24 protein-coding genes are annotated in these 26,686 nt (G+C 63.6%); 11 read left to right on the top strand and 13 right to left on the bottom strand.

The genetic code is table 11. From position 1 onward, the window contains the following. Nucleotides 1-116 precede the first annotated feature (116 nt). From BMI91_RS17955 to BMI91_RS17935, 5 genes are all read left to right on the top strand, one after another. A complete protein-coding gene (locus BMI91_RS17955; RefSeq protein WP_078606121.1) occupies nucleotides 117-1,046 on the top strand; it encodes a hypothetical protein in 930 nt (309 codons plus the stop codon). Then, nucleotides 1,018-3,147 carry a methylmalonyl-CoA mutase gene (gene scpA, locus BMI91_RS17950; RefSeq protein ID WP_078606120.1) on the top strand — a complete coding sequence of 710 codons (2,130 nt, stop codon included), beginning with the start codon at nucleotides 1,018-1,020 and terminating at the stop codon, nucleotides 3,145-3,147. The genes BMI91_RS17955 and scpA overlap by 29 nt, the downstream gene beginning before the upstream one ends. Nucleotides 3,148-3,406: 259 nt before the next feature. Next, on the top strand, nucleotides 3,407-4,093 hold the full coding sequence (locus BMI91_RS17945; protein ID WP_078606297.1) for a tellurite resistance TerB family protein: 687 nt from the start codon (nucleotides 3,407-3,409) through the stop codon (nucleotides 4,091-4,093). Next, the gene (locus tag BMI91_RS17940; protein ID WP_078606119.1) at nucleotides 4,093-5,100 is read left to right on the top strand and encodes an endonuclease/exonuclease/phosphatase family protein; all 1,008 of its coding nucleotides are present in this window, start codon (nucleotides 4,093-4,095) and stop codon (nucleotides 5,098-5,100) included. Before BMI91_RS17945 ends, BMI91_RS17940 begins: the two co-directional genes overlap by 1 nt. 44 nt (nucleotides 5,101-5,144) lie before the next feature. Then, nucleotides 5,145-5,570, top strand: a complete 426-nt coding sequence (locus tag BMI91_RS17935) for a hypothetical protein (protein WP_078606118.1) — start codon at nucleotides 5,145-5,147, stop codon at nucleotides 5,568-5,570. On the opposite strand, the gene BMI91_RS17930 is transcribed toward BMI91_RS17935, so the two are convergent. From BMI91_RS17930 to BMI91_RS17915, 4 genes are read right to left on the bottom strand one after another with little or no spacing between them, the layout of a single operon-like run. Next, the gene (locus tag BMI91_RS17930; protein ID WP_078606117.1) at nucleotides 5,567-7,117 is read right to left on the bottom strand and encodes a Ppx/GppA family phosphatase; all 1,551 of its coding nucleotides are present in this window, start codon (nucleotides 7,115-7,117) and stop codon (nucleotides 5,567-5,569) included. The genes BMI91_RS17935 and BMI91_RS17930 overlap by 4 nt on opposite strands. A 39-nt stretch (nucleotides 7,118-7,156) precedes the next feature. After that, complete coding sequence (locus tag BMI91_RS17925; RefSeq protein WP_078606116.1) at nucleotides 7,157-9,322, bottom strand: RNA degradosome polyphosphate kinase; 2,166 nt, start codon at nucleotides 9,320-9,322, stop codon at nucleotides 7,157-7,159. Nucleotides 9,323-9,372: 50 nt separating this feature from the next. Next, the gene (locus BMI91_RS17920) at nucleotides 9,373-10,047 is read right to left on the bottom strand and encodes a P-loop NTPase family protein (protein WP_078571742.1); all 675 of its coding nucleotides are present in this window, start codon (nucleotides 10,045-10,047) and stop codon (nucleotides 9,373-9,375) included. Nucleotides 10,048-10,049: 2 nt separating this feature from the next. After that, nucleotides 10,050-11,192, bottom strand: a complete 1,143-nt coding sequence (locus tag BMI91_RS17915; RefSeq protein WP_078606115.1) for an AI-2E family transporter — start codon at nucleotides 11,190-11,192, stop codon at nucleotides 10,050-10,052. A 236-nt stretch (nucleotides 11,193-11,428) separates the two neighbouring features. On the opposite strand from BMI91_RS17915, the gene proS reads away from it, so the two are divergent. The 5 genes from proS to BMI91_RS17890 all read left to right on the top strand — a co-directional run bounded on the left by proS (nucleotide 11,429) and on the right by BMI91_RS17890 (nucleotide 15,706). Further along, on the top strand, nucleotides 11,429-12,766 hold the full coding sequence (gene proS / locus BMI91_RS17910) for a proline--tRNA ligase (protein ID WP_078571744.1): 1,338 nt from the start codon (nucleotides 11,429-11,431) through the stop codon (nucleotides 12,764-12,766). Then, nucleotides 12,753-13,271 (top strand): hypothetical protein, encoded by a 519-nt coding sequence (locus BMI91_RS17905; RefSeq protein ID WP_078606114.1) that lies wholly within the window; start codon nucleotides 12,753-12,755, stop codon nucleotides 13,269-13,271. The genes proS and BMI91_RS17905 overlap by 14 nt, the downstream gene beginning before the upstream one ends. 146 nt (nucleotides 13,272-13,417) lie before the next feature. Continuing rightward, nucleotides 13,418-14,710, top strand: a complete 1,293-nt coding sequence (locus BMI91_RS17900; RefSeq protein WP_078606296.1) for a lipoprotein-releasing ABC transporter permease subunit — start codon at nucleotides 13,418-13,420, stop codon at nucleotides 14,708-14,710. Next, complete coding sequence (locus BMI91_RS17895; RefSeq protein WP_078606113.1) at nucleotides 14,703-15,386, top strand: ABC transporter ATP-binding protein; 684 nt, start codon at nucleotides 14,703-14,705, stop codon at nucleotides 15,384-15,386. The genes BMI91_RS17900 and BMI91_RS17895 overlap by 8 nt, the downstream gene beginning before the upstream one ends. Further along, on the top strand, nucleotides 15,383-15,706 hold the full coding sequence (locus BMI91_RS17890) for an arsenate reductase family protein (RefSeq protein ID WP_078606112.1): 324 nt from the start codon (nucleotides 15,383-15,385) through the stop codon (nucleotides 15,704-15,706). The genes BMI91_RS17895 and BMI91_RS17890 overlap by 4 nt, the downstream gene beginning before the upstream one ends. 91 nt (nucleotides 15,707-15,797) lie before the next feature. Here BMI91_RS17890 and BMI91_RS17885 read toward each other — a convergent pair whose 3' ends face one another. The 5 genes from BMI91_RS17885 to phaC all read right to left on the bottom strand — a co-directional run bounded on the left by BMI91_RS17885 (nucleotide 15,798) and on the right by phaC (nucleotide 21,566). Further along, the gene (locus BMI91_RS17885) at nucleotides 15,798-16,004 is read right to left on the bottom strand and encodes a cold-shock protein (protein ID WP_075775516.1); all 207 of its coding nucleotides are present in this window, start codon (nucleotides 16,002-16,004) and stop codon (nucleotides 15,798-15,800) included. Between the two features lie 229 nt (nucleotides 16,005-16,233). Beyond that, the gene (gene thrS, locus BMI91_RS17880; RefSeq protein ID WP_078606111.1) at nucleotides 16,234-18,183 is read right to left on the bottom strand and encodes a threonine--tRNA ligase; all 1,950 of its coding nucleotides are present in this window, start codon (nucleotides 18,181-18,183) and stop codon (nucleotides 16,234-16,236) included. Nucleotides 18,184-18,481: 298 nt separating this feature from the next. Further along, nucleotides 18,482-19,030 carry a polyhydroxyalkanoate synthesis repressor PhaR gene (gene phaR, locus BMI91_RS17875; RefSeq protein WP_078522837.1) on the bottom strand — a complete coding sequence of 183 codons (549 nt, stop codon included), beginning with the start codon at nucleotides 19,028-19,030 and terminating at the stop codon, nucleotides 18,482-18,484. A gap of 150 nt (nucleotides 19,031-19,180) precedes the next feature. Further along, nucleotides 19,181-19,630 carry a phasin, PhaP gene (locus BMI91_RS17870; protein ID WP_078542726.1) on the bottom strand — a complete coding sequence of 150 codons (450 nt, stop codon included), beginning with the start codon at nucleotides 19,628-19,630 and terminating at the stop codon, nucleotides 19,181-19,183. Between the two features lie 142 nt (nucleotides 19,631-19,772). Continuing rightward, nucleotides 19,773-21,566: a class I poly(R)-hydroxyalkanoic acid synthase gene (phaC, locus tag BMI91_RS17865; RefSeq protein WP_078522835.1), complete on the bottom strand. Its 1,794-nt coding sequence runs from the start codon at nucleotides 21,564-21,566 to the stop codon at nucleotides 19,773-19,775. Between the two features lie 110 nt (nucleotides 21,567-21,676). Between phaC and phaZ the strand changes: the two genes are divergently transcribed. After that, nucleotides 21,677-22,987 carry a polyhydroxyalkanoate depolymerase gene (gene phaZ, locus BMI91_RS17860; RefSeq protein ID WP_078542728.1) on the top strand — a complete coding sequence of 437 codons (1,311 nt, stop codon included), beginning with the start codon at nucleotides 21,677-21,679 and terminating at the stop codon, nucleotides 22,985-22,987. A gap of 153 nt (nucleotides 22,988-23,140) precedes the next feature. On the opposite strand, the gene BMI91_RS17855 is transcribed toward phaZ, so the two are convergent. From BMI91_RS17855 to BMI91_RS17835, 4 genes are all read right to left on the bottom strand, one after another. Next, nucleotides 23,141-23,536: a hypothetical protein gene (locus BMI91_RS17855; RefSeq protein ID WP_078606110.1), complete on the bottom strand. Its 396-nt coding sequence runs from the start codon at nucleotides 23,534-23,536 to the stop codon at nucleotides 23,141-23,143. Between the two features lie 531 nt (nucleotides 23,537-24,067). Beyond that, on the bottom strand, nucleotides 24,068-24,778 hold the full coding sequence (locus tag BMI91_RS17845) for an alpha/beta fold hydrolase (protein WP_078522832.1): 711 nt from the start codon (nucleotides 24,776-24,778) through the stop codon (nucleotides 24,068-24,070). Between the two features lie 97 nt (nucleotides 24,779-24,875). Beyond that, nucleotides 24,876-25,619, bottom strand: a complete 744-nt coding sequence (locus BMI91_RS17840; protein WP_078606108.1) for an alpha/beta hydrolase — start codon at nucleotides 25,617-25,619, stop codon at nucleotides 24,876-24,878. A 72-nt stretch (nucleotides 25,620-25,691) separates the two neighbouring features. Beyond that, the gene (locus BMI91_RS17835; RefSeq protein WP_078542732.1) at nucleotides 25,692-26,663 is read right to left on the bottom strand and encodes a DUF808 domain-containing protein; all 972 of its coding nucleotides are present in this window, start codon (nucleotides 26,661-26,663) and stop codon (nucleotides 25,692-25,694) included. Between the last annotated feature and the right edge of the window lie 23 nt (nucleotides 26,664-26,686).

Raw genomic sequence — 26,686 nt, 5'->3', positions numbered from 1 at the left:
AATTTTCGCCAAATGCGTCCTTTAAGCGCGCCGCAAGGACTCGCGGTGCAGACTGGCGCCGGGTTTTCGGGGCTGCGGCGGGGTGCCGCTTGGACCCGGGGCCGTGGGGGCCGGGCATGGATGTCATTCTGCATATCGGGGCGCATCGCACCGCGACGACGACGTTTCAGGCGTGGATGCTGCAAAACGCCGACGCGCTGGCCGCAGGCGGGATCGCCTATTGGGGGCCGGACCGGACACGGGCGGGGCTGTTCTCGGGGTTGGTGAAGCGCCCCGATCTGGTGACGCCGGAGGATGGGACGGCGCTGTCGCGGCTGCGAACCGCGCTGGCGTTCGAGCTGGATCGGCTCGCCGATCAGGGGATGTGCCATCTGGTGATCTCTGAGGAAAATCTGCTGGGCGCGATGCCGCAATGCGTGGACATGCTGACGCTCTACCCGGATGCGGCGGGGCGGCTGGAGCGTGTGCGGCAGGTGCTGGGCGGGCATCTGACGGGCGTGGCGCTGTCGATGCGGCGCTATGATATGTGGTGGTCCTCGGTGCTGTCGGTGATGGCGGGGCGGGGCGCTGGCCTGCCCGATGTGCGTGGGCTTGCGCGGCTTGCCGATCATCCGCGCGGTTGGCCGGCGGTGATCGCGCAGGCGCAGACAGCCCTTGGGGCGCCTGTCACGGTGTGGAGCCATGAGGCGCTGGGGGCGGAGCCGCAGGCCCAGCTTCAGGCGCTTGTGCCGGGCGAAGGCCTGCCTGCCGGGCTGTTCGATGCCCGCAGGCAGCGCAACGCGGCTCCCGGCCGCGCGGCGCTGCGCGGGGGGCTGATCCGCGCCGGGCACCGCGTCGCGGCCGGGCAGGGGCGCTGGATGCCTTTCGATCAGGTGCAGCGCGCGCAGATGACCGCCCGCTATCTGGAGGATCTGACCTGGCTGCGCCGCGCGCCGCCGGGACTGAATTTCGTGGAAATGACGGCCGAAGACGCGGGGAAGACACCCGCCGCGGCGACAGTGGAAGAAGGATTTGGCCATGACGGACAAGAAAGAGGACTGGCGTAACCTCGCCGAGAAGGAACTGCGTGGCAGGCCGTTCGAGGACCTGACCTGGAACACGCTCGAAGGGATCGCGGTCAAGCCGCTTTACACCGAAGAGGACGTGGAGGGGCTCGACCATCTGGGCACCATGCCGGGCCTGTCGCCCTTCACGCGCGGGCCGCGGGCTACGATGTATGCGGGCCGTCCGTGGACGATCCGGCAATATGCGGGTTTCTCGACCGCCGAGGAGTCGAACGCCTTCTACCGCAAGGCGCTCGCCGCCGGGCAGCAGGGCGTGTCGGTGGCCTTCGACCTCGCCACCCACCGCGGCTATGACAGTGACCATCCGCGCGTCGAGGGCGATGTCGGCAAGGCGGGTGTGGCGATCGATAGCGTCGAGGACATGAAAATCCTGTTCGACGGCATTCCGCTCGATCAGATTTCGGTCTCGATGACGATGAACGGCGCGGTGATCCCGATCCTCGCCAACTTCATCGTCACCGGCGAAGAGCAGGGCCATGACCGCAGCGTTCTGTCGGGCACGATCCAGAACGACATCCTCAAGGAGTTCATGGTCCGCAACACCTATATCTATCCGCCCGAGCCTTCGATGCGGATCATCGCGGATATCATCGAATACACCTCGAACGAGATGCCGCGCTTCAACTCGATCTCGATCTCGGGCTACCACATGCAGGAGGCCGGCGCGAACCTCGTGCAGGAGCTGGCCTACACGCTGGCGGACGGGCGCGAATACGTGCGCACCGCGATCAAGGCGGGGATGGATGTCGACAAGTTCGCGGGCCGTCTGAGCTTCTTCTTCGCGATCGGGATGAACTTCTTCATGGAGGCCGCCAAGCTGCGCGCGGCGCGCCTGCTGTGGAGCCGGATCATGGAAGAGTTCGAGCCGAAGAAGCCGCAAAGCTCGATGCTGCGCACCCACTGCCAGACCTCGGGCGTCTCGCTGGCCGAGCAGGATCCCTATAACAACGTGATCCGCACCGCTTATGAGGCGATGTCGGCAGCGCTTGGCGGCACGCAGTCGCTGCACACCAACGCGCTCGACGAGGCGATCGCGCTGCCCACCGAGTTCTCGGCCCGGATCGCGCGCAACACGCAGCTGATCTTGCAGGAAGAGACCGGGATCACCAACGTGGTCGATCCGCTCGCGGGCTCCTACTACGTCGAAAGCCTCACGGCGGAACTCGCCGAGAAGGCCTGGGAGCTGATCGAGGAAGTCGAGGAGATGGGCGGCATGACCAAGGCCGTGGCCTCGGGCATGCCAAAGCTGCGCATCGAGGAAACCGCCGCCCGGCGTCAGGCGCTGATCGACCGGGGCGAGGATGTCGTGGTCGGGGTGAACAAGTATCGCCGCGAGACCGAGGACGAGCTGGATATCCTCGACATCGACAATGCGAAGGTGCGCGACAACCAGATCGCGCGGCTCGAGAAGATGCGGGCGAGCCGCGATGAGGCGGCCTGCGAGGCGGCGCTGACGGAACTGACGCGCCGCGCCTCCGAGGGTGGCAACCTGCTCGAAGCGGCGGTGGAAGCTGCACGCGCCCGGGCTTCTGTGGGAGAGATTTCGATGGCGATGGAAAAGGTGTTCGGACGTCACCGCGCCGAGGTGAAGACTTTGGCTGGTGTTTATGGCGCGGCCTATGACGGCGATGAGGGCTTCGCGCAGATCCAGAAGGACGTCGAGACCTTCGCCGAGGAAGAGGGACGCCGCCCGCGGATGCTGGTGGTGAAGATGGGTCAGGACGGCCACGACCGCGGCGCCAAGGTGATCGCGACCGCCTTTGCCGATATCGGCTTCGACGTCGATGTGGGCCCGCTGTTCCAGACGCCGGAAGAAGCAGCGCAGGACGCGATCGACAACGACGTGCATGTGGTCGGGATTTCGTCGCAGGCGGCCGGTCACAAGACGCTGGCTCCGAAGCTGATCGAGGCGCTCAAAGAGAAGGGCGCCGAGGATATCATCGTGATCTGCGGCGGCGTGATCCCGCAGCAGGATTACGACTATCTCAAGAAGGCGGGCGTGAAGGCGATCTTCGGGCCGGGGACGAACATCCCGCTGGCCGCGCGCGAGATCCTCGACATCGTGCGTCAGGCGCGGGCCTGAGGGCGCGGGCCTGAGGGCGAGGGCCTGAGGGCGCGGGAGAGGTGGCACGGGCGAGGGGGCTCTGCCCCCGCGCTGACGCGCCCCCCGGGATATTTTGACCAAGGCGAAGTTCGGGCTTTGCTTTGAATTTGGGCGGCGCGCGGGGGAACTCTGCGCGCCGCCAGTCATTTCAAAACATTACAACGATTTAATCACAGGGCGGATTTGCGCGGGTGCATTTCCGCCGCAGCGCGGCTAGACTTGAACCATGGACAAGCCCATCTCCCTTTGGTCGCGTATCGCGCAGGCGCTCTCCGCTCTCGGGCGGGGGGAGGCGCTGTCGACGGTCTTCGACAATCTGCGCCAGCCGCCGGAACGCTCGGTTGCTTTCACCATCGCGGTGATTGCGCTGGGGGCGAAGATGGCGAAGGCGGACGGGCAGGTCACGCGCGACGAGGTGGCGGCGTTCCGGCGGATTTTCCAGATCCCGCCGGAAGAGGAAGCCAATGCCGCGCGCGTCTTCAACATGGCGCGCACCGATGTGGCGGGCTTCGACGCCTATGCCCGCAAGATCGCCAACATGTTCGGCCCCGGCGCGGATGTGCTGAAGGACGTGCTCGAAGGCCTGTTCTTCATCGCGCTGGCCGATGGCGATTACCACGAGGGCGAGGATGCCTTCCTGCTGGAGGTCGCGCGGATCTTCGGGCTCGAGGAATGCTGTTTCCGCGCGATGCGTTCGGCCTTCGTGGAGGATGCCGATCCCGATCCGTGGACCGTGCTGGAGGTCGAGCCCGGCACACCGCTTCCCGAGGTGCGCAAGGTCTGGCGCAACAAGGTGCGCGAGGCGCATCCCGACCGGGCGATTGCCCGTGGTCTGCCTGAGGAGGCTGTGCAGCTCTCCGAGGCGCGGGTGATCGCGCTCAACAAGGCCTGGGAGGAAATCCGCGCCAGCCATGCGGAGGCGTGATGCGGATCGCCACCTGGAATATCGAGTGGTTCAACAGCCTTTTCGCGCGTAACGGGACGCTTCTCGACGATAGTGAATGGTCGGCGCGCTACAACGTGACGCGCAGCCAGCAGACCGGGGCGATCGCGATCGTGATGAGCGCGCTGGAGGCCGATGTGCTTCTGGTTGTCGAGGCGCCCGACGACAATCATCGCCACAAGACGGTGGATATGCTCGAAGGCTTCGCGGAGCGGTTCGGGCTGCGCCAGCGTCGCGCGCTTCTGGGCTTTTCCAACGATACCCAGCAGGAACTGGCGCTGCTCTACGACCCCGATGTCGTAACGGCGCGGCATGATCCGCAAAGTTCGGAGGCGTGGCCGCGCTTCGATGGCAGCCTGCGGATCGACCTCGATATCGATGCGCGGATGGATACGGTCACCTTTTCCAAGCCACCGCTCGAAGTCACGCTGGGAACGCAGAGCGGGGAAGTGCTTCGGCTGATCGGCGTGCATGTGAAGTCGAAAGCCCCGCATGGCGCGACGAGCCTCGAGACAGCCACCCGCATGGCGATCGAGAACCGGCGCAAGCAATTGGCGCAGTCGATCTGGATCCGGGGCCGCGTGGAGGAGCATCTCGCGGCGGGAGACAGTCTGATCGTGCTGGGCGATTTCAACGACGGTCCGGGGCTTGATGAATACGAGAAGCTGTTCGGACGCTCGGGCGTGGAGATCGTCGCGGGCGAGGGTGGCCCGGAAGCGGAACGGCTGCACGATCCCCATGCGCGGCTGTCGAAAGCGCATCATACGGCCGCAGCCCCCAGTTCCGCGCGGTTCTACCTCGTCGATCAGAAGCAGTATTTCTCGGCCATGCTGGATTATGTGATGCTCTCGCCCGATCTGGCAGCCCGGGCGAGGAAGTGGCGTATCTGGCACCCGTTCGACGATCCGCATATCTACCGCGTGCCCGAATTGCGCGAGGCGCTTTTGCAGGCCTCGGATCATTTTCCCGTCTCGGTCGATATCGACTGATCGGGGGCGTGATTTTCGCGCCGCTTCAGCGTAGGATCGGAGCTATGAAACAGCCGCTCGTCATCGCTCTCTCGCTCGCCCTTCTGGCAACGCCCGTCTCCGCGCAGGAGGAGGGCGGCGACGCTGGCGGCGATGTCGATCGCGGGCTCTCGTTGCTGCAGGAAGGGGCGCAGTCGCTGTTTCGGGGGCTCATGGGCGAAATGAAGCCGCAGCTCGACGAGATGCAGAAAGGCTTGGGGGAGGCCGCAGCCCAGTTGGGGCCGAAGCTGCGCCAGTTCCTCGCGCTGGTTGACGACATGTCGAATTACGGCGCGCCCGAGCGGCTGCCAAATGGCGATATCATCATGCGGCGCAACGCGGACGCGCCGCCGCCGCCTTTGATGACCGAGCCGCCGGAGGATGCGCCGCAAAAGGACGCGCCGAACCAGGGCGGGCCCATCGAGATCCCGGAGGGCGGCATCGAGCTTTAATCGGTGATGATCGGCTCGGCCTTCAGCGCATTCGCAAGCGAGCGGAAGCGCGACTCGGCAACCTCGCCCATCAGCGCCTTGCCGCGCTTGGTCAGTTTCAGTTCCAACTCGCCCTTCTTGGCCGAATATTTCAGCTCGCCCGCATCGGCAGGGCTGTGGGTCGCGAACATCGAACCGAAGCGCATCGCCTTGCCCAGAACCTCGGCCTCCTGAATCTGCTCTTCCGTCAGCAGCGGCAGGAACGGCTCCAGCCGCGAGCCGCCGCGCGAATTCTTGTAGCGGTGCAGCAGCGCCACGCCGAGCCAGATCCGCTCGGGGTGGGACATGGCTGAATAATTCGCGCGGGTGACGTTCTCGAAACAGGCCTCGGCGCGGTAATCGGGATGGGTGCGCCACGTCGTGTCATGCAGCAGGCAGGCCGCGCGCACGAGGCGGAATTTCTCGGGCGGAAGGGGCCCGAAGATCGGCTCGATGAAAGCGTGGAGCTTCTTGCCGAAGCCGGGCATCCGGCTCATCACGCGCTCGGTATGGCGCGCGGCTTCCACCAGCGGATCGCGGCGGCGCAGCCGTTCGGGCATCTGCTCATAAAGCAGCCCTTCGCGGATGCCGTATGCAGAGACGTCGATCTCCTTGGGCTGGAAGGTGGCGATCAACTCGCGCAGCACCTGACTTGCCAACGGGACGAGTTCCATCCGCGCGGCAGAGGTGCCGGTCTTGGAGCGCAGCTTCTCCATGTCCGATTTGCCGATCCACTCGATCGTCTCGCCCAGCTCGTCGGGCTTCATCCGGTATTCGTGCTGCACCAGCAGCGGGTAGTCGCGCCGCTCCATGTCGAGACGTGCGATGGCGCGCCACGAGCCGCCGACGAGGTAGATGCGTTCGTGTCCGGTGCCGACCTTCTCGGCCAGCTCCTGCATTGTCGCCTGAATATGGGCGGTGATGGCCTTCTTGCCGCCCGGGATCTGCTGCAGACGGAAGGGGCCAAGCTGTGAGGTGGCGCGACGCCAGACCTTGCCGCCGCGAATCTCGGCCAGCTCCATCGAGTTGCCGCCGATATCGCAGACGAGGCCCTCTGCCTCGGGCCAGCCTAGGAGCACCCCTTGTGCCGAGAGGCGCGCCTCTTCGAGACCGTCGACGATATGGACCTTCAGCCCGGTGTCTTTCTCGATCTTGCGGTGAAACTCGGGGCCGTCCTCGGCATCGCGCATCGCAGCGGTGGCGACGCAGGTGAGCGGGCCGATGTCCATCCCCTCGGCGAGCGCGGCGAAGCGTTTGAGCGCGGTCAGCCCGCGTTCGCGGCCCTCGGGATTGAGCCTGCCGGTCTCCGCCAGACCTTGGCCGAGGCCCGCCATGACCTTCTCGTTGAAGAAATAGGCGGGGCTGCGCGCCGCGCCGTCGAAGACGACCATCCGGATCGAGTTGGAGCCGATATCGACGACCCCGACGCGCGAGAGCGCGCGCACGGACGGGTCATCGAAGAGAGGCTGGCCGAACGGATCCCAATCGTCGCTGTCATCAACTGCCGGCGCCGCTTTGTCTTTGCTCATCTGCCCGTCCGTTCGAGTCGTTCGCACCCAAAGCTAGGGCTAGTCGAAGCTATGGGCAAGTTCGGGAACGTCGCTTGCCCCAGCGGAACCCCGGCCCGAGAGCGAGGGGTATTCCATGAAGAACCGGTGGCAGGAGAACAGGTCCTCGCGGTCGTCGGGCAGGTGGCGGATGAACTTGCCGTCGGGCTGCAAAATCCAGCTCTGCGCCTCGTCGGCCATGTTCGCCGCCATGATCTGGCTGACGATCTGCGCCTTCACCGTGGGGTTCTTGGCCTCCACCAGCGTCTCGACCCGGCGGTTGAGGTTGCGCCCCATCCAGTCGGCGGAGGAGAAGAACACCCGCGCGTCGTTGGAGGGCAGAGCATGGCCGTTGCCGAAGCACACGATGCGCGAATGCTCCAAGAACCGTCCGACGATGGATTTGACGCGGATATTCTCGGACAGGCCCTTGATGCCGGGGCGGATACCGCAGATGCCGCGGATCACGAGCGAGATTTTCACCCCCGCCTGCGACGCCCGGTAGAGCGCGTCGATCACGTCGGATTCGATCAGCGAATTCATCTTCGCCCAGATCGCCGCGGGTTTGCCCGCCTTGGCGTGTTCGATCTCGCGGTCGATCAGGTCGAGCAGGCGCGGCTTCAGCGTGATCGGCGAGATGGCGAGGTTCTCCAGACCCTCGGGCTGCACATAGCCCGAGAGGTAGTTGAAGACCTTCGTCGCATCGCGCCCCAGTGCCGCGTCGCAGGTGAAGAAGCTCAGATCGGTGTAAATCTTCGCCGTGATCGGGTGGTAATTGCCCGTGCCGTAATGGGTGTAGGTCACGAGATGGTCGCCCTCGCGGCGCACGACGGTCGAGATCTTGGCGTGGGTCTTGTAGTTGATGAACCCGTAGACGACATGGGCGCCCGCGCGCTCCAGACGGCGCGACTGGCGGATATTTGCGGCCTCGTCGAAGCGGGCTTTCAGCTCCACGAGCGCGGTCACGGATTTGCCGTTCTCCGCCGCCTCACACAGCGACGAGACGACTGGGCTGTCTTTCGACGTCCGATAGAGCGTCTGCTTGATCGCCAGTACGTTGGGATCGTTCGCCGCCTGGTCGATGAAGCGCACCACCAGATCGAAGGTCTCGTAGGGGTGGTGCAGCAGGATGTCCTTCTGCTTGATTGCGGCGAACATGTCGCCCTCGTGGTCCTGCACGCGTTCGGGCACGCGCGGGGTGAAGGTCGGCCAGAGCAGATCGGGCCGCTCGTTCAGGATGAGTTCCTTCACGTCGGCAATGCCGACGAGACCCTTTTCTTCGACGACCTCGTCGGGATCGACATGCAGTTCTCGCATCACCAGCGCCTGCAGGTCCTCGGGTGCGCCGGGAGAGACCGACATCCGGATAACCTGCCCGCGGCGACGGCGCTTCAGCGCGGTCTCGAACTCGCGCACGAGATCTTCGGCCTCGTCCTCGACTTCCAGATCGCTGTCGCGCAGCACCCGGAACGAGCACGAGCCCACATCCTTGTAGCCCGGGAAGAGCGAGCTCAGATGCAGCATCAGAAGCTGTTCGAGCGGCAGGAACCGCGCCTCGCCCGGAAGGCGCACGAAACGGTCGATCTGCGCCGGGATCGGCAAGAGCGCCTGCAACCGGCGCTGATCGCTTTCCCGCTCCAGCTCCAGCGCGAGGCAGAAGCCGGTATTCGGGATGAAGGGGAAGGGGTGCGCGGGGTCGATCGCCAGCGGCGAGAGCACCGGGAAGACGTTGTTGAGGAAGTGATCCGAGAGGAAATCGAGATCGCGCTTGGTCAGCCGCGAGCGGCTCACGACATGGATGCCCTCGCGCTCCATCTCGCGCTTGAGCGCCGACCACGTCGCCTGCTGGGTGTCCATCAGTCGCCGTGCGTTGGCGTTGATCTTCTCCAGCTGCTCGGCCGGGGTGAGCCCGTCATCGGAGGCGTTCACGTTGCTTTCGCGCACAAGCTCCATCAGGCCCGCCACGCGCACGGTGTAGAATTCGTCGAGGTTGGTGGCCGAGATCGACAGGAAGCGCACGCGTTCCAGGAGCGGCACACGCGGATTGCGCGACTCTTCCAGAACCCGCCAGTTGAAGGCCAGCCAGCTCAGTTCCCGGTTGAAAAATCGGCCCGGTCCGCTGATCTCCGACTCGGGCAGCGCGATTGGCGTGGGGAAGGGGGTCTTGAGGAAATCTGCTTGGGTCATGGCGCGCTTATCGTTGGATTTTGTAATGGCTCCGTGACAGTTTGCGCGGCTCAGTCGAGACTGTCCAGAACCTCCGCCGCCAGTCTTTGGGTGATCGCACGGCGTTGTGCGAGCGCCTGCCGATCGAGCGCCGCGACCAGTTTGCGCGCGGTCGCGAGAGAGCGGTCCATCCGCGTGACCAGCCAGCCGATCAGGTTGGGCGGCACGGTCAGTTGCCGGTCGGAGAACAGCTTCACCAGCACGGCCGCCAGCAGCGCGTCATCAGGGGGCGTGATCCGCACCGTCGCGGTCGCCTCCATCCGGCTGATCAGATCGGGCAGGGTCATTCCCCAGTCGCGCGGCGGCGTGCGCGCGGTCAGCAAAAGCCGCCCGCCCTCGGCCTGCATCAGATTGTGAAGGTGAAACAGCGCGCGCTGGCCCGCCTCATCCGCGCCGATCCTCTCGGCGCGTTCGATCACGGCGGCCCCTTTCGCGACGAGGGCAGGGGCCATCTCTTCGGTCAGATCGCGCGCGGGCAGAATATCGGCACCCTGTTCATCGGCCCAGATCGTCGCGAGATGCGTCTTGCCCGCCCCTTCCGGCCCGATCAGGATCATCCGGCCCAGCGGCCATGTTTCGGGCGCATCGAGGGTCGTCACCGCCAGCGCATTGGCTGGCGAGATGAAGAAGTCTTCACGCCCCTGCGCGGAACGCAGGTGCAGCGGGAAGGTCAACTGCTCGGCCATTCTCAGCTCTCGTGTTCGGTCGTCTCGGTCTCGCCCGTCACTTCCCCGGTCTCCTCGTTGATGAGAGAGATCGGCGAATGGGCTGTCGGCTCGCGCTCCGTTTGCCCTCGGTAAAGCGCCCCTTGCAGATATTGGTCGATGAAGAAGCGCGCAACCACTCCGATCACCGCAGCGACGGGAACGGCGACCAACATGCCAACAAAACCGAACAAAGTGCCGAAAGCGGACAGCGCGAAGATCAGCCAGAGCGGATGGAGCCCGACCGAATCGCCCACGAGTTTCGGGGTGACGAAATTGCCTTCGAGAAACTGACCGAGCACGAAGATGCCCGCGACGATGCCGATATTGAACCACTCGCCCCAGAACTGGAACAGCGCAAGGCCGATGGCGAGCGCGCCGCCGATGATCGCCCCGATATAGGGGATGAAGGTCAGCGCGCCTGCGACCGAGCCCACAAGCAGCCCGAAATCGAGCCCCGCCGCCATCAGTGCGATCGCGTAGAAGCCGCCGAGCACGAGGCAGACCGTGACCTGACCGCGCACGAAGCCCGAGAGCACCCGGTCGATATCGCGGGCGATGGTGCGGATCGTATGGACGTGATCGCGCGGCAGCCAGCCATCGACCTTCGCCACCATCCGATCCCAGTCGAGCAACATGTAGAAGGCCACGACCGGCACCACGACGATGAAGATGATGACGTTCACCAGCGTCATCGCCGAACTCAGCAGGGTCGCGGCCAATTCACCCCCCCGCGCCTTGATCGCGGTGCCGAGCGTATTGAGCGTGTCGTTCACGACCGAGTTTTGCAGGAGATTGGGGAAACGCTCGTTCAGGAAGGTCTGCAACGAGGAGAGCAGATCGGGGGCGAGGGCGACCAACTGCGCCAGCTGCCGCGCCAGCATCGGCACCACGGCGAGCGCGAGGATGACGAAAATCAGCACCGTCGCCAGCCCGATGATCGCGGTCGAAGCCGCGCGGCTCAGGCCAAGTTTCTCCAGCCGGTCTGCGAGCGGGTCGAGGAAATAGGCTATCGCGCCACCCATGATGAAGGGCAGGATGACATTGCCCAGCCACCACAGCGACAGGATCAGCACCAAGGCGGCGACGGACCAATAGGTGACTTGCTGGCGGGCAGGCAGGGCCATGCGCGGTCCTTCGTCAGTGATGCGTTCGCTTTAACGTGGCGAAATGCGGTGGGAAATCAAGTGCGGGCGCACGCGCCCCTTCCTCTTGGCGGAAATATCCCGGGGGAGGCGCGGATGCGCCGGGGGCGGAGCCCCCTCATAGGCGACACCCGCAACCTGCGCCACCATCTTGCCCAACGCCCCCGTTTCCTCTAGGCCAAACGCAACGTCTGACACCAACCCTCGAAGGACCGCTCATGCGCCTGTCCCGCTATTTTCTTCCCGTTCTCAAGGAAACCCCCGCCGAGGCGCAGATCGCCTCGCATCGGCTGATGCTGCGTGCGGGCATGATCAAGCAGCAGCAGGCCGGGATCTATTCCTGGCTGCCGATGGGCTTCAAGGTGCTGCGCCGGATCGAGCAGATCGTACACGAAGAGCAGGCGCGCGCGGGCCATCTCGCGATCCAGATGCCGACGCTGCAATCGGCCGATCTGTGGCGCGAGTCGGGCCGCTATGACGGCTATGGCGAGGAAATGCTGCGGATCACCGACCGTCAGGGGCGCGATATGCTGTATTCGCCCACCGCCGAGGAGATGGTCACCGACATCTTCCGCGCGCATGTGTCGAGCTACAAGCAGCTGCCGCTGACGCTCTATCAGATCCAGTGGAAATTCCGCGACGAGATCCGCCCGCGCTTCGGTGTGATGCGGGGCCGCGAATTCCTGATGAAGGACGGCTATAACTTCGACCTCAGCAAGGAAGACGCGCTGCACGCATATAACCGCCACCTCGTCAGCTACCTGCGCACCTATGAGCGTATGGGCCTGCAGGCGATCCCGATGCGCGCCGATAGCGGCCCGATCGGCGGCGATTACACCCATGAATTCCTAGTGCTGGCGGAAACGGGCGAGTCGGAAGTGTTCTACGACAGCGAGATCACCGATCTGACCTTCGGCGACCGCGAGATCGATTACGACGACGTGGCGCAGTGCCAGAGCGTGCTGGAAGAGTTCACCTCGCGCTACGCCCGCACCGACGAGACCCATGACGAGGCGGCCTTCAACGAGGTTCCTGAAGAGCGTCGCCGCGTCGCGCGCGGCATCGAGGTCGGTCAGATCTTCTATTTCGGCACGCAATATTCCGAGGCGCTGGGCGCGAGTGTCCAGACCCCGGACGGTTCGAAAGTCCCGGTTCATATGGGCTCGCACGGGATCGGCGTTAGCCGTCTCGTCGGCGCGCTGATCGAGGCGAACCACGACGACAAGGGCATCATCTGGCCCGAGGGCGTGACGCCGTTCCATGTCGGTATCGTCAATCTCAAGCAGGGGGATGTCAGCTGTGACAGCGCCTGCGAAGCGCTCTACCGCGCGTTCCTCGATCACGGGCTCGACCCGCTCTATGACGACCGCGAAGAGCGCGCGGGCGCGAAATTCGCCACCATGGACCTGATCGGTCTGCCGTGGCGCATCACCGTCGGTCCGCGCGGGATCGCGGCCAACAAGGTGGAACTTACCTGCCGCCGCACCGGCGAGAGCGAGGAGATGCCGGCGGAAGAGGCGGTCGAGAAGATCGTGAGCATCTATGCGGGGCTTTGATCTGATCATTGCTGCGGTCGCGGCGGGCCTGCTCGCCGGGCCCGCTATGGCCGAAGGCACGGGGCAGGGCGCCCGGCAGGGCCTCGTCGCTTGGTCGAGCGACGCGCTTGGCATTGCGGCCAAGGTGCCGCAGGGCTGGACGTCGGATGAGATGCCGGGGGGTGGGATCCTGTTCTCCGCCCCCGATATCGATCCGCACAAGACCGCCCATGTCGCGCTGCGCGCCCATGCCGATCAGGGGTCTGATCTGGCGGCTGCGCATGATCAACTGCTGCACACGATCCTGCTCGATGGCGATACCGTGCTGTCGGACGATGCGACCGAGGACGGGTTTGAAATCCGCTCCAAGGACACGTTCGGCAAGGTGACGCTGCGCAAGACCCAGCGGCTCGATTGCGCGGGTCGGGCGGTGCTGGCCTCCGTCCAGACCGATTACCCCGCCGCTCTGGCCGAGGGCATGGCGCCGCTTCTGGCCGATGTGCCCGGCACGTTGGGCTGCAAATAGGGGGCTCTGCCCCCGCCCGTTCCGGGCTCCCCCGGGATATTTCGACCAAGCCGAAACAGGCGCGCTCTCGCCGCTATGACCGGACGCAGGCTTGACCTTTCGACCCCGCCGCGCCAGCTTGCGCCGAATTTTCGTGGATGGAGCCGATGGCCGCACGCACTGCCCCGTTTTCCCGTTTCGAGTTCATGATCGCATGGCGCTATCTGCGCGCGCGCCGCGCCGAAGGTGGCGTCTCGGTCATGACATGGATTTCCTTGATCGGCATCGCGCTTGGCGTCGCCGCCCTGATCGCGACGCTCGCGGTGCGCGCGGGCTTCCGCGCCGAGTTCGTCTCGACCATCGTGGGATCGAACCCGCAGATCACCGTCTATTCCGCGCCGATGGAGGTGGCCGAGGGCTCGGGCGTCTATTCCAAGCTGATCCGCGACTATGCCGAGCGCACCGAGCGGATCAAGGCGATCCCCGGCGTGGTCAGCGCCGCGCCGGCGGTGCGCGGTCAGGCTATGGTCAGCTTCGGCGACCGCTCCAACGTGGCGGATGTCTACGGGCTCGCGCTGTCGGACCTGAAGAACATCCCCAATATCGCGCATTCCGACGACGCGCAGGGCGATATCGACAATTACGGTGAAGGCATCGCGATCGGCATCGGGATGGCGCGCGATCTGGGCGTGACGGTGGGCGACACGGTCAAGGTGATCTCGCCCAATGGGGCCAAGACGCCGTCGGGCACGAGCCCGCGGGTGAACGCCTACAAGGTCTCGTATGTCTTCTCGGCCGGGCGTTACGACATCGACCAGACGCGGCTTTATATGCCGTTCAAGGAGGCCCAGGGCTTCTTCAACCGCGAGGGCGGGGTGGATGAGATCGATGTCGACGTGGCCGATCCCGAAGGCATCGCCGATTGGGAGCCCGCGATCATGGATGCGAGCGGCAAGGGCACGCTTTTGTGGACATGGAAGGACGCGTCCTCGAGCTTCCTGCGCGCGCTCTCGGTCGAGGATAACGTGATGTTCATCATCCTCTCGATCCTCGTGCTGATCGCCTCGATGAATATCACCTCGGGGCTGATCATGCTGGTGAAGAACAAGGGCCGCGACATCGGCATCCTGCGCACGATGGGGCTCAGCGAGGGCTCGATCCTGCGGGTCTTCTTCCTGTGTGGGGCCTTCACCGGGGTGATCGGGACGCTGGCCGGGCTGGCGATCGGGGTGCTGTTTGCGGTGAATATCGACCACGTCATGGGCTTCGTGAACTGGCTCAATGGCGGCGATGCCTGGGATCCGTCGATCCGCGGCATCTATCATCTGCCCGCGAAATTGCAGCCCTGGGACGTGACCAAGGCGGTGGCGCTGTCGCTGACGCTGAGCTTTATCGTGACCATCTTCCCGGCACGCCGTGCTGCGCGCATGAACCCGGTGGAGGCGCTGCGCTATGAATGACGTGCTGATCTGCGAACAGTTGGAAAAGTGCTACAACCGGGGCAAGCCGAACGAGATCACGGTGCTCAAAGGTCTCGATCTGACCATTCCGAAAGGGCAGGTCGTGGCGCTGGTCGCACCCTCGGGGGCGGGGAAATCGACGCTTCTGCATATCGCGGGGCTGCTGGACACGCCCGATTCCGGTCGGGTTCTGATCGATGGCGAGGACCTGACCGGTGCGCGCGATGGCAAACGCACGGCGGCGCGGCGCGAGAAGCTGGGCTTCGTCTATCAGTTCCACCACCTGCTGCCGGAGTTCTCGGCGGTCGAGAATATCGTGCTGCCGCAGCTGGCCAATGGCGTCAGTCGCAAGGCCGCGGAAGAGCGGGCCAAGGACTTGCTGAGCCGCGTCGGTATGGCGGGCCGGATGGATCACCGCCCCTCGGCGCTGTCGGGGGGTGAGCAGCAGCGCGTGGCGTTCTGCCGGGCGCTCGCGAACGGGCCGAGCCTGTTGCTGGCCGACGAGCCCACCGGCAATCTCGACCCCGCCACGTCTGACACCGTGTTCGACGTGCTGATGGGGCTGGTACGCGAGACGGGCCTGTCGGCGCTGATCGCGACGCATAACATGGAGCTCGCCGCCAAGATGGACCGCGTGTTGCATCTGGATAACGGCGCGCTGGAGGAGGGGATATGATCGTTTACGGGATTCCGACCTGCGACACGGTGCGAAAGGCGCGCAAAGCGCTGGAAGCGGCCGGGCGCGATGTGGAGTTTCGCGACGTGCGGGCTGAGCCTTTGACCGGGGCTGAGGTCGCGGAGTTCGAGGCGGCTTTCGGCGACAAGATCGTCAACCGCGCCTCCACGACTTGGCGCAATCTGCCCGAAGGCGAGCGCGAGAAGCCTGTCGCCGATCTTCTGGGCGAACATCCCGCGCTGATGAAGCGCCCGGTGATCCGCGAGGGCGACAAGCTCACGCTGGGCTGGGCGAAGGCCACGCAGGCCGAGTGGCTCTGACCGGACACCCCTTCGTCATAGGCTGAGACAAGAAAACGGCGCGCATCCCGCGATGCGCGCCGTTTCAAATCCTTACCGTCCGATCCTAAGATCAGAGCAGGACCAGATCCGATGCCGAGGAGCGGCCGTCACGACCCGACTGCAGCTCATATTGGATCTTCTGATTGTCATCGAGCCCCTTGAGACCCGCACGTTCGACAGCAGAGATGTGCACGAACACGTCCTTGCCGCCTTCGTCAGGCGCGATGAAGCCGTAACCCTTGGTGGAATTGAACCATTTCACGGTGCCAGTGGCCATTACCGTCTTCTCCTTCGTAGTCTCCCGGCGCGATATTGCGTCCGGGCCGTGCAGCCAGTCTCTTTCGGGTCTTCCGGCTGCCTTTTTCAGAAGCGAGGCGGTAGGAAAGTCTGTAACACACGCATATTCAAGTCTCTCCGAGAATTGCAAAAATGCAATGACATTCCGTGAGGGGCGCAAGCCCCTCACAGGTCTGTGAAAATTCCGGATCAGCCTGAATTTGCGGCAATTATCCGCGCAAATCGGGCGGCGTCGATTCGGTGGTCAACTGCTCGACGATCTCGTCGATTGCCACCGTGGAGGTGCGGGTATCGCCGAGTTTGCGGACCGACACGGTGCGTTCCTCGACCTCTTTCATCCCGATCGCGAAGATATAGGGGACCTTGCCGAGCGAGTGCTCGCGGACCTTGTAGTTGATCTTCTCGTTGCGGGTGTCGGCCTCGGCGCGGATGCCCGCGGCGCGCAGCTTCGACGTCACTTCCAGCACGTAGTCGTCGGCATCCGAGACGATCGACGCCACGACCACCTGACGCGGCGCGAGCCAGAGCGGCATCTTGCCGGCGAAGTTCTCGATCAGCATGCCGATGAAGCGCTCGAACGAGCCCAGCACCGCGCGGTGCAGCATCACGGGGCGGTGGCGCTCGCCATCCGAGCCCACGAATTCCGCATCCAGCCGCTCGGGCAGGTTGGTGTCGACCTGCAGCGTGCCGCATTGCCAGTCGCGCCCGATCGCGTCGGTCAGCACGAATTCCAGCTTCGGCCCGTAGAACGCGCCTTCGCCTTCGAAGATCTCGTAATCGTAACCGGCGGCCTTGCATGCATTGCCGAGCGCGGCTTCGGTGTAATCCCAGCTCTCATCGCTACCGATGCGTTTTTCGGGGCGCGTCGACAGCTTGATGCGCCAGTCGGTGAAGCCGAGATCGTCATAGATCCCCGAGAGGAACTTGATGAACTTCTCGGTTTCCGCCTCGATCTGATCCTCGGTGCAGAAGATATGCGCGTCGTCCTGCGTAAAGCCGCGCACGCGCATGATGCCGTGCAGCGCCCCCGAGGGCTCGTAGCGTGCGCAGGAGCCGAACTCGGCCATGCGGAGCGGCAGGTCGCGATAGGATTTGACGCCCTGATTGAAGATCTGCACGTGGCAGGGGCAGTTCATCGGCTTGAGCGCGTTGACCGTCTTCTCGCGTGCATGATCCTCGTCGACTTCGACGATGAACATGTTCTCCTGATAGTTCTCCCAGTGGCCCGAGGCTTCCCAGAGCTTGCGGTTCACCACCTGCGGCGTGTTCACTTCGACATAGCCGTCATCGCGCTGCTTGCGGCGCATGTAGTCCTGCAACGCGGTGTAGATGGTCCAGCCGTTCGGGTGCCAGAAGATCTGGCCCGGCGCCTCTTCCTGCATGTGGAACAGGTCCATCTCGCGGCCGAGCTTGCGGTGGTCGCGCTTGGCGGCCTCCTCCATCATCGTGACCCAGGCGTTGAGATCCTTCTTGGTCTTGAAGGCCACGCCATAGATGCGCTGCAGCATCGGACGGCTGGAATCGCCCAGCCAGTAGGCGCCCGCGACATGGGTCAGCTTGAACGCATCCGCCGGAACCTGACCGGTATGCTGCAGGTGCGGGCCACGGCAGAGATCCTGCCAGTTGCCATGCCAATACATCCGGATGTCTTCACCTTGCGGGATCCGGTTGATCAGCTCGACCTTGTAGGGCTCTTCCGTCGCCAGATAATGGTCGATCGCGTGTTTGCGGCTCCAGACCTCGGTCTTGATGGCGTCGCGCGCGTTGATGATCTCGCGCATCTTCTTCTCGATCGCGCCGAGGTCTTCGGGCGTGAAGGGCTCTTCGCGGTCGAAGTCGTAAAACCAGCCATTGTCGCGGACCGGGCCGATCGTGACCTTCACGCCGGGATAGAGCTCCTGCACGGCGCGGGCCATGATATGGGCGAGGTCGTGGCGGATCAGCTCCAGCGCGGGGCCGTCATCCTGCATCGTGTTGATGGCGATCTGCGCATCTTCCTGGATCGGCCATTGCAGATCCCAATGCGCGCCGTTCACCTGCGCGGAGATCGCTTTCTTCGCCAGCGACGGTGCGATCGAGGCGGCCACTTCGGCCGGCGTCACGCCCGCGTCGTAGTCGCGCGAATTGCCATCGGGAAAGGTGAGGGAGATCTGGGACATGTCGTCCTCCTCGTCGGTTTGGCGCCCACGGAACGCCCGGTTGCGGGATATATGCTTCCCGAGCCTTTTGCGCGGCTCGCGCGCGGCTGTCAATGGCTTGGGGCTGGGGGAGGTGTCGCAGGGGGCGCTGCCCCCGCGCTGACGCGCTCCCCCGGGATATTTCGGCCAAGCCGAAGCTGAAAGCCTCGTGCGCGTTCGTGTTGGCAAAAATATCCCGGGGGTGAGGTGCGCAGCACCGAGGGGGCAGAGCCCCCATGGCCATGAGCCAAGAAAAAGGCGCCGCGCGGGCGCCTCTCACTTACATCTTGTTGAGCTTGCTCTGCAGATCGGCGAGCTGCTTCTTGATCGAGTCCAACTCGCCGCGATCATCGCCGTCATCGGGCGCGGGGCCGGACGAGCCTGCCGTGCCCCAGCCGGCCATCATGTTCTGCAAGAAGGCCTGTTGCTGCGCCTGCAGCGCCTCGAAGCCCGGCATCGAGGCCATGGGGTTCGGCATCTTGTTCATGTTCTCGAGCATATGCGAGTGCCCCTCGCGCAGCATCTCGAAGCTGGCTGCGAGGAATTGTGGCACCACCGATTGCGCAGCCCCCGTATAGGAGCGCACCAGATCGGTCAGCACGTCGACCGGCAGGACATTCTCGCCGCGGCTTTCGTGCTCGGCCACGATCTGCAGCAGATATTGCCGCGTCAGGTCGTCGCCCGATTTCAGATCGACAATCTGCACCTCGCGCCCGTCGCGGATGAATTTCGCGATGTCTTCGAGCGTCACGTAATCGCTGGTCTCGGTGTTGTAGAGACGGCGGCTGGCGTAACGCTTGATCAGCAAGGGCTTTTCGTCTTCGGCCATGTGATGCGATCCTCCCCGGATTGTGCTTGTGCAGCGATTGTGTGACGCCGCGCTGCCAAAAGCAATAAAAGAAAAAGGGCGCGCCACGAGGGCGCGCCCGAGATACGCGAGGCCGACTGGGAGGAGGAAGCCGGTGCCCGCGGTGAATTCTTACTTCGCAGCCGCCGTGGCTTTCTTCGTCGCAGCGGTCATGTCGGCGGTCGCCTTCTTGACGTTTGCGGAGGCTTCTTCCGACATGTCCTTGCCGGCAGCCATCATCAGTTCGACGGTGTCCATCTGAACCTTTTTCGCGATTTCAGCGAAAGCGGCCATGTTTTCGGCAGCCATCTCGGCCGAAGCCGACGCGAAGTCGCTCATCGCCTTGGCGTAATCGGCGGGCTCTTCCTTGGTTTTGGTCAGGTCTCCCATCTTGTCGATGGTGCCCTTGGTCCATTTGGTCGAGATTTCGGTCGACTTGCCGGCAGCTTCAAGCGCCACCTGCGACATCTTCTCGCCCAGAGCCGCTTGCGATTTGAAAGCGTCTTGGAATTTCGAGGTGTCGACGGGGAAGGACGCCATCATGTCCTGCATGATCTTGGTGTAGTCTTGGGTCTTAGCCATGTGAGTGCTCCGTTGGGTTGGGGCCCGTGGTCTGGAACGTTGGCGGGGCCCTTTGGGTTACGCAACGTATATACATGCTGCGGCGCAGCATTTCAAGAGGAGAATTGCTGCGCCGCAGAAATTTTCAACCCAAACGGGAAAGTTATATCTTAACTATTTCTTTTACATAAGTGCCGGGCGCATCAGCCAAAACCGGGTGATCTGCATCGCCGGGCTGGCGTGCGGGCACCATCGCGCCGGACTTCTTGGCCAGCCATTCGCCCCAGCGCGGCCACCAGCTTCCCTCGTGGAACTCCGCCTGCGCTTTCCACTCGTTGGGATTCGCGACCGGGGCTTCGGAGGTGTAGTGGCCGTATTTCTTCTTGCTGGGCGGATTGACGATCCCGGCGATATGGCCCGATTGCGACAGGATGAAGGTCTTGTCCTTCGATCCCATCTTCGCGACGCCGTTGAACGAGGCGACCCAGGGCGCGATGTGGTCGGTCTCGCAGGCGATCGCCATCAGCGGCACGTTCACGTCCGAGACCTTGACCGTCTCTCCCAGCACCTCGAAGCCGTCGCGCGCGAAGCGGTCCTTCTGGCAGAGCCCGCGCAGATACTCGACCGCCATCTTGCCCGGCAGGTTCGTCGAGTCGCCGTTCCAGAACAGCAGATCGAAGGCGGGCGGGGATTCCCCCATCATGTAGCTGCGGATCGCGGGTCGGTAGATCAGATCGTTCGAGCGCAGGTAGGAGAAGGTGCGCGACATGAAGTAGCTGTCGAGCACGCCGTCGGCCTTGCATTGCCGCTCGATCCCGTCGACGAAATCGTCCTGCAGGAAGACCGCGAATTCGCCCTGATCCGAGAAGTCGGTGAGCGTGGTGAAGAAGGTGGCCGAGTTGATCGACTTGTCCTTGCGCTTGTTCAGCAGGCCCAGCGTCAGCGAGAGCGTGGTGCCCGCGATGCAATAGCCGACCGCGTTGACCTTCTTCTCGCCGGTGATCTTCTTCACCTCGTCGATCGCGGTCAGATAGCCCTCCTGCACGTAGTCATCCATGCCGACATCGGCATAGCTCTGATCGGGGTTCTTCCAGCTGACCACGAAGAGGGTGAAGCCCTGATCGACGATCCAGCGGATCAGCGAGTTCTGCGGCTTCAGGTCCATGATGTAGAAGCGGTTGATCCAGGGCGGGAAGATCACCAGCGGGGTCTTGTGAACCTTCTCGGTGGTCGGCGTGTACTGGATCAGCTCGAACAGGCGGTTGCGATAGACCACCGCGCCCTCGGCGGTGCCGATATTCTCGCCCACGGTGAAGGCGTCCTTGTCGGCCAGCGTCACCAGCAGGTCGCCGCGGTTCGCTTCGATGTCGCGCACGAGGTTCTCGAGCCCTTTCACGAGGCTCTCGCCCTCGGTCTCGATCGCCTTCTCCAGCGCGTCCGGGTTGGTGGCGAGGAAATTGGTCGGCGCCATCAGGTCGATGATCTGGCGCGAGAAGTAGTTCAGTCGCTGACGGTCCACCGGATCGAGATCGTCGAGCTTGTCGACCGCCTCTTTCACGCCTTTGGCCGCGATCAGATACTGCTGTTTGATGTAGTTGAAATAGGGGTGGCTGTCCCAGAGCGGATTGGCGAAGCGCGGGTCGGACGGGCCGGGATCTTCCGGTGGGCGGAACGCGCCCTTGGCGAGCGCCTCCTGCGCTTCGAGGTAATGCTTCATCGCCTGACCCCAGTAATTCACCTGGGCTTCGAGGATTTTCGACGGCTTTTCGAGCCACTCGTTCATCATGGCGGCAGAGGACGTCATGTAGAGATCGGCGCCGGGGCCTTCGAGGGCCGGGTTCATCGGTCGCTTATGCGCGATCGCGTCGACCATGCGCTCGGTCAGCTCTTCGATGCGCGCCAGATTGTCCTGCATTTTCTGCGACGCAGCAATTTTGTCCGTCTCCTCGGTTGTCATAAATGATATTCCTCCCTATCCTCTGCACCAGCATAATATCGCCGCAGTCTTGGGGTAAAGCGGCGTTTCCATTGCCGAGTGAGTGCGTGGCCCGCCCCGAGGAGTTGTATATGAAAACGATCATGTCCTACGACCTGATGGAGACCTTCAGGAACACGAACGAGTGGATGGGCGCCTCGGCGCGCGCCATGGCGTCCTACCCGGTCTGGGGTCTCGCCCCGCATCCGATGTTCAAGATCATGTCGGCCTGGGGCCGGGTGACGGAGCGTTCGTTCGCACGGATGGTGATCAAGCCCGATTGGGGCATCCATTCGATCGCGGCGGAGGACGGGCGCGATCACCTCGTTGAGGTCGAGACCGTGCTCGACAAGCCCTTCGGCAGCCTCGTGCATTTCAACGTCCATGGCCGCGAGCCGATGGAACGGCGCATTCTGCTGGTGGCGCCGATGTCGGGCCATTACGCGACGCTGCTGCGCTCGACCGTGGCCTCGCTGCTGCCCGATGCGGATGTCTGGGTGACCGATTGGCATAATGCGCGCGACATCCCCGTTTCCGAAGGCAAGTTCGATATCGAGGACTACACCCTCTACCTTGTCGATTTCATGAAGAAGATGGGCCCTGACTGCAACGTGATCGCCGTGTGTCAGCCGGCACCGCTCGCGCTGGCCGCCACTGCCTATCTGGCAGCTGAAGACCCGGCTGCGCAGCCGCGCACGCTGACCCTGATCGGCGGGCCGATCGATCCCGACGCGAAGGCGACCGAGGTTACCGATTTCGGGCGCCGCGTCACGATGGGCCAGCTCGAGCAGATGGTGATCCAGCGCGTCGGCTTCAAATACAAGGGCGCGGGCCGTCTGGTCTATCCGGGCCTGATGCAGCTCGCCTCGTTCATTTCGATGAACATGGACAAGCACGCGCAGGCCTTCCAGGAGAAGATCTGGAGCGAGGCGCAGGGCGAAGGCTCCGAGCATGACAAGCATTATCGCTTCTATGACGAATATCTCGCGGTGATGGACATGACGGCGGAGTTCTACCTCTCGACGGTGGAGCGCATCTTCAAGGGTCTCGAGATCGCCCAGAACCGCTTCGAGGTCGGCGGCAAGATGGTCGATATCTCGAAAATCACCAAGGTCGCGGTGAAGACCGTGGAGGGCGAGAAGGACGACATCTCCGCCCCCGGCCAATGCGTCGCCGCGCTCGACCTGTGCTCGGGCGTACCGGATTCGATGAAGCAACAGCACCTCGAGCCCGGCGCAGGCCATTACGGCATCTTCGCAGGGTCGCACTGGCGCAACAACATCCGCCCGCTGGTCCTCGATTTCATCGACGAGAACGCCGACAACCCGGCGCCCGGGAAGGGGAAACCCGCGACGGTCACGCCGATCCGCAAGAAGAAGGTGAAGACGGCCGAGGCGGGGTGATTTGACCGCCATTTGGAATTGAAAACGCCGCTCCGAAACGGGCGGCGTTTTTCGTTCGATGTGGATCGCAGCGTTTGGCCTCTTCGAGCCCATAGACCCGGATGCTGCGCGCAGCACCAATGTCCGCTATGGTTCGCTGTTCTACACAATGCACTATTGACGCCACTGTTCTCCCACGAAGTGGTGAAAAACTGAAGTGACAAACTCACTCTGGGCGGACTTTGCAAAATCCATGCAGATCACGCCGAGCTTGTCAGAGTTGCCGAGATACCAAGTCGCCTTTCCAAGATCATAAGGTTGAGACGCTGTAGTGTCGGTAATGTGAAAGAAGAAGCCGTTCGCAAAGATCCTAAAGAAACTTTCCTGTGCGCCGTCGGGACGGAGCATTTCGTGATTCATGGGTGTAAGGTTGTGCAAGGGTCCCTTTGTAGCATACTGAAAAAGCTTGATTGGAAAGATCTTCGGATCGAATTCGCAGTGCCCAAGGATTACTTGTCTAGCTCGTTCGAGTAGCGTCTCCGAAACCTGAAAGCTCTTCAAATCCATCATATCGGAAACTCCTGCGCGCTAGAGCACACTAATTGCGAACTTTGCCAACGTAACGTGATTGGCATCGTCAAGTGTCCTTAGGCCAATTGCAGCCCCGGCTCTGAACGGCTACATCTGAAGTTCCGACGCATCCCCCCAATACCTCCATGCAAGTTTCAGTCGCTGAATCTCTTTTATTGCATCGTCGTCTATCGACGCGAGCATATCTTCGCCTTTGCGAATTACGAGCCGTTGGTCATACCAACTGTCAAAGCGCCTTTTAGGACGTGCAAGCCCGTCCGACTGAATCATCGGGCCTCCCGGAACATCTTTTGGTGTCAACGCCTTTGGAATGACATGGGATTTAACGTATTTTCCCTGCCTCCCTGTCAGCTTGCAAACGCCAGTTTCGTGTTTCTTCAACCTACTCAATCCAGCCAACCCGAGACTTAAACCCTGACACTAAGCAAGCATAACTAATGTATCAAATGGAACAGAAGCAGACAGCTCTATCATTCTGTAGAATGGCACCTTCGTCCGCAAAACGCTCCGTCACGCCAACAATAACGGCGCCTCCAGCCAGTCGCGCAGGCCTTGGGTGATCTTCTCGGGCTGCTCCAGCGGGCTCAGATGGCCTGCGCCGAGGATCAGGCGGAATTCGGCGTGGGGCATCAGCTCTGCGAGGAATTCGTGGCGGCGGGGTGGGCAGATCTTGTCGTATTCGCCGCACATAAGCAGTGCGCGGGTTTTCGTGGCGCGCAGCGTGCGTTGCAAGTCGGGGCGGCGCATCAGGGCGCGCGATTGCGCTTCGAACGTGTCGGCGCCCAAGCCTGCCGCCATCTCCAGCATCATCGCCTGAATTTCCGCACGACCGGGATCGGGGGCGAGGCTTTCGGCGGGGATCTCTTCCAGCATCATCTCGTCGAGCCGCCCGGTGAGCGCCTTCACGATCCGGGTCTCGCGCGCGGCGGCGATCTGCGGCATCTCGGGCAGGGGGGAGACGTCGAGCAGCGCGACCTGGCTCACGCGGTCGGGGGCGCGGCGCAGGATCTCGATTGCGACGACCGCGCCCAGCCAATGCCCGACCAGCGCGAATTGCGGCGGGGCCTCGTCCAGCACGGTCTGCGCCATCTCCTCGATCGTCGCGCCGCGCAGCCGCGCCACCATCACCGAGCGCTCGGAGGACAGTTCCTGCAGCGGGTGCCAGAACAGCCGTGCGTCGCACATGAAACCGGGAAGAAAGACCAGCGGGTCGCTTGGCATCGCTCGAAACCTCAATCGCGGCGCGTTTTCGCGCTTCTCGCGTCGAGTGTGCCGCAAGGGCCGAGGCCAAGCAAATCGAAATGCCGCAAGCAGCAGATCACAGCCGGGCCAGTACCTCCGCCAGCGCGGTCTCGATCAGCGCGAGGCAGTCCGGGTCCGAGAAACGGTGATCGGCGCCTTTGACCAGGGTCAGGCGCATGTCCTCGCCCTCGGCATGCTCCAGCAGCCGGATCGCGGTCTCGGTGCTGACGGCCTCGTCGGCGGTGCCTTGCAGGAAACGCGTGGGGAAGGGCAGCGCCAGCGGGCTGCGCAGCACCAGCCGCTCGCGGCCCTCGTTGATCAGGCGGCGCGTGATGACATAGGGCTCGCCGTAATCCGACGGAATGGCGATGGAGCCTTCGCTCTCCAGCTTGTGCCGTGTTTCCTTGTCGAAACTCGCCCAATAGCCGTCCTCGGTGAAATCGGGAGCGGCGGCGATGGTGACGAGGCCTGCGACTTTCTCGGGATGTTCGCGTGACATCAAAAGCGAGATCCACCCGCCCATCGAAGAGCCCACGAGGATCTGCGGGCCTTCGGTCTTGGCCATGATCACGTCGCGCGCATCCTCGAACCAGTCGCCGATGGCTCCGTCCTCGAATGCGCCGTCCGAGACGCCGTGGCCGGAATAGTCGAAGCGCAGGAAGGCCTGGCCTTCGCGCTTGGCCCAGTCCTCGAGCGCGAGCGCCTTCGTGCCTTCCATGTCGGATTTGAACCCGCCGAGGAACACCACGCCCGGCCCTTTGCCCGGCGTCAGGTTATAGGCGATGCGGCGGCCTTCTTGGGTCTCGAAATACTCGGTCATCTGCGCTCCCTGCGATCTGTTCGTGCCCAGCCTATCGGGCGGCGCGGGTGGCCTCAACCTGTCCGCTTGTGCTCAGTGCGCGGGCTTTTCCTTGCCGGTGACGGCGCGGTAGATCGGCTGGATGATCCGGGTGACGACCGGGATCAGGACCAGACCGTAGATCAGCCCGAAGATGCCGTCGAAGAACGCGGTGACGGCCCAGCTGACGAAGCCCTCCGCCGTGCCAGCCGCATGGGCTGCGGCCTCGGCCTGATGGTGGATCCAGTCATAGGGCGCGTGCCAGCCAAGCTCTGCCAGACCGTGCAGCACGATATTGCCGCCGACCCAGATCATCGCGGCGGTGCCCACGATCATCAGGGTCTTCATCAGCCATGGCATGACTTTCACCATGCCGCGCCCGAAGGCTCGGGTCGCAGCAAGGTTCGCGTTCTCGGCCAGCCAGAGCCCCGCATCATCGGCCTTCACGATCAGCGCGACGGAGCCATAAACCACCACGGTCACGCCGATCCCGATGATCGCGAGCGCAATCGCCTCCATCCAGATCGGCTGGCCCGAGGGCAGGGCGGCGAGGCCGATGGTCATGATCTCGGCGGAGAGGATGAAATCGGTCTTTACCGCGGCTTTGACGCGCTTTTCCTCGAGATGGTCAGCGGTTTCTGCGGCAACATGGCCCTCTGCATCGGGCTCATGCGGTTTGAACAGGTGATAGACCTTCTCTGCGCCCTCAAAACACAGGTAAGAGCCGCCCAGCATCAGCAAGGGCGTGATCAGCCACGGCGCGAAGGCAGAGAGCAGCAGCGCGGCTGGCAGCAGGAAAATCAGCTTGTTCTTGATCGAGCCGAGCGCGATTTTCCCCACGATCGGCAATTCGCGGGCGGGCTTGAAGCCGTGGACATATTTCGGTGTCACCGCCGCATCGTCGATCAGCGCGCCAGCCGCCTTAGAGCCCGCCTTGGCCGCCTGACCTGCCGCATCGTCGATCGAGGTCGCCGCCACCTTGGCGATCCCCGCCACGTCATCCAGCAATGCCAGCAAGCCACTCATCGCAAACCCTTTCCCAATCACGC

The organism is Thioclava sediminum (genome assembly GCF_002020355.1).
GTDB lineage: Bacteria > Pseudomonadota > Alphaproteobacteria > Rhodobacterales > Rhodobacteraceae > Thioclava > Thioclava sediminum.
The sequence above is the reverse complement of the archived record's forward strand: the minus strand, read 5'-3'. Positions and strand labels throughout refer to the sequence as shown.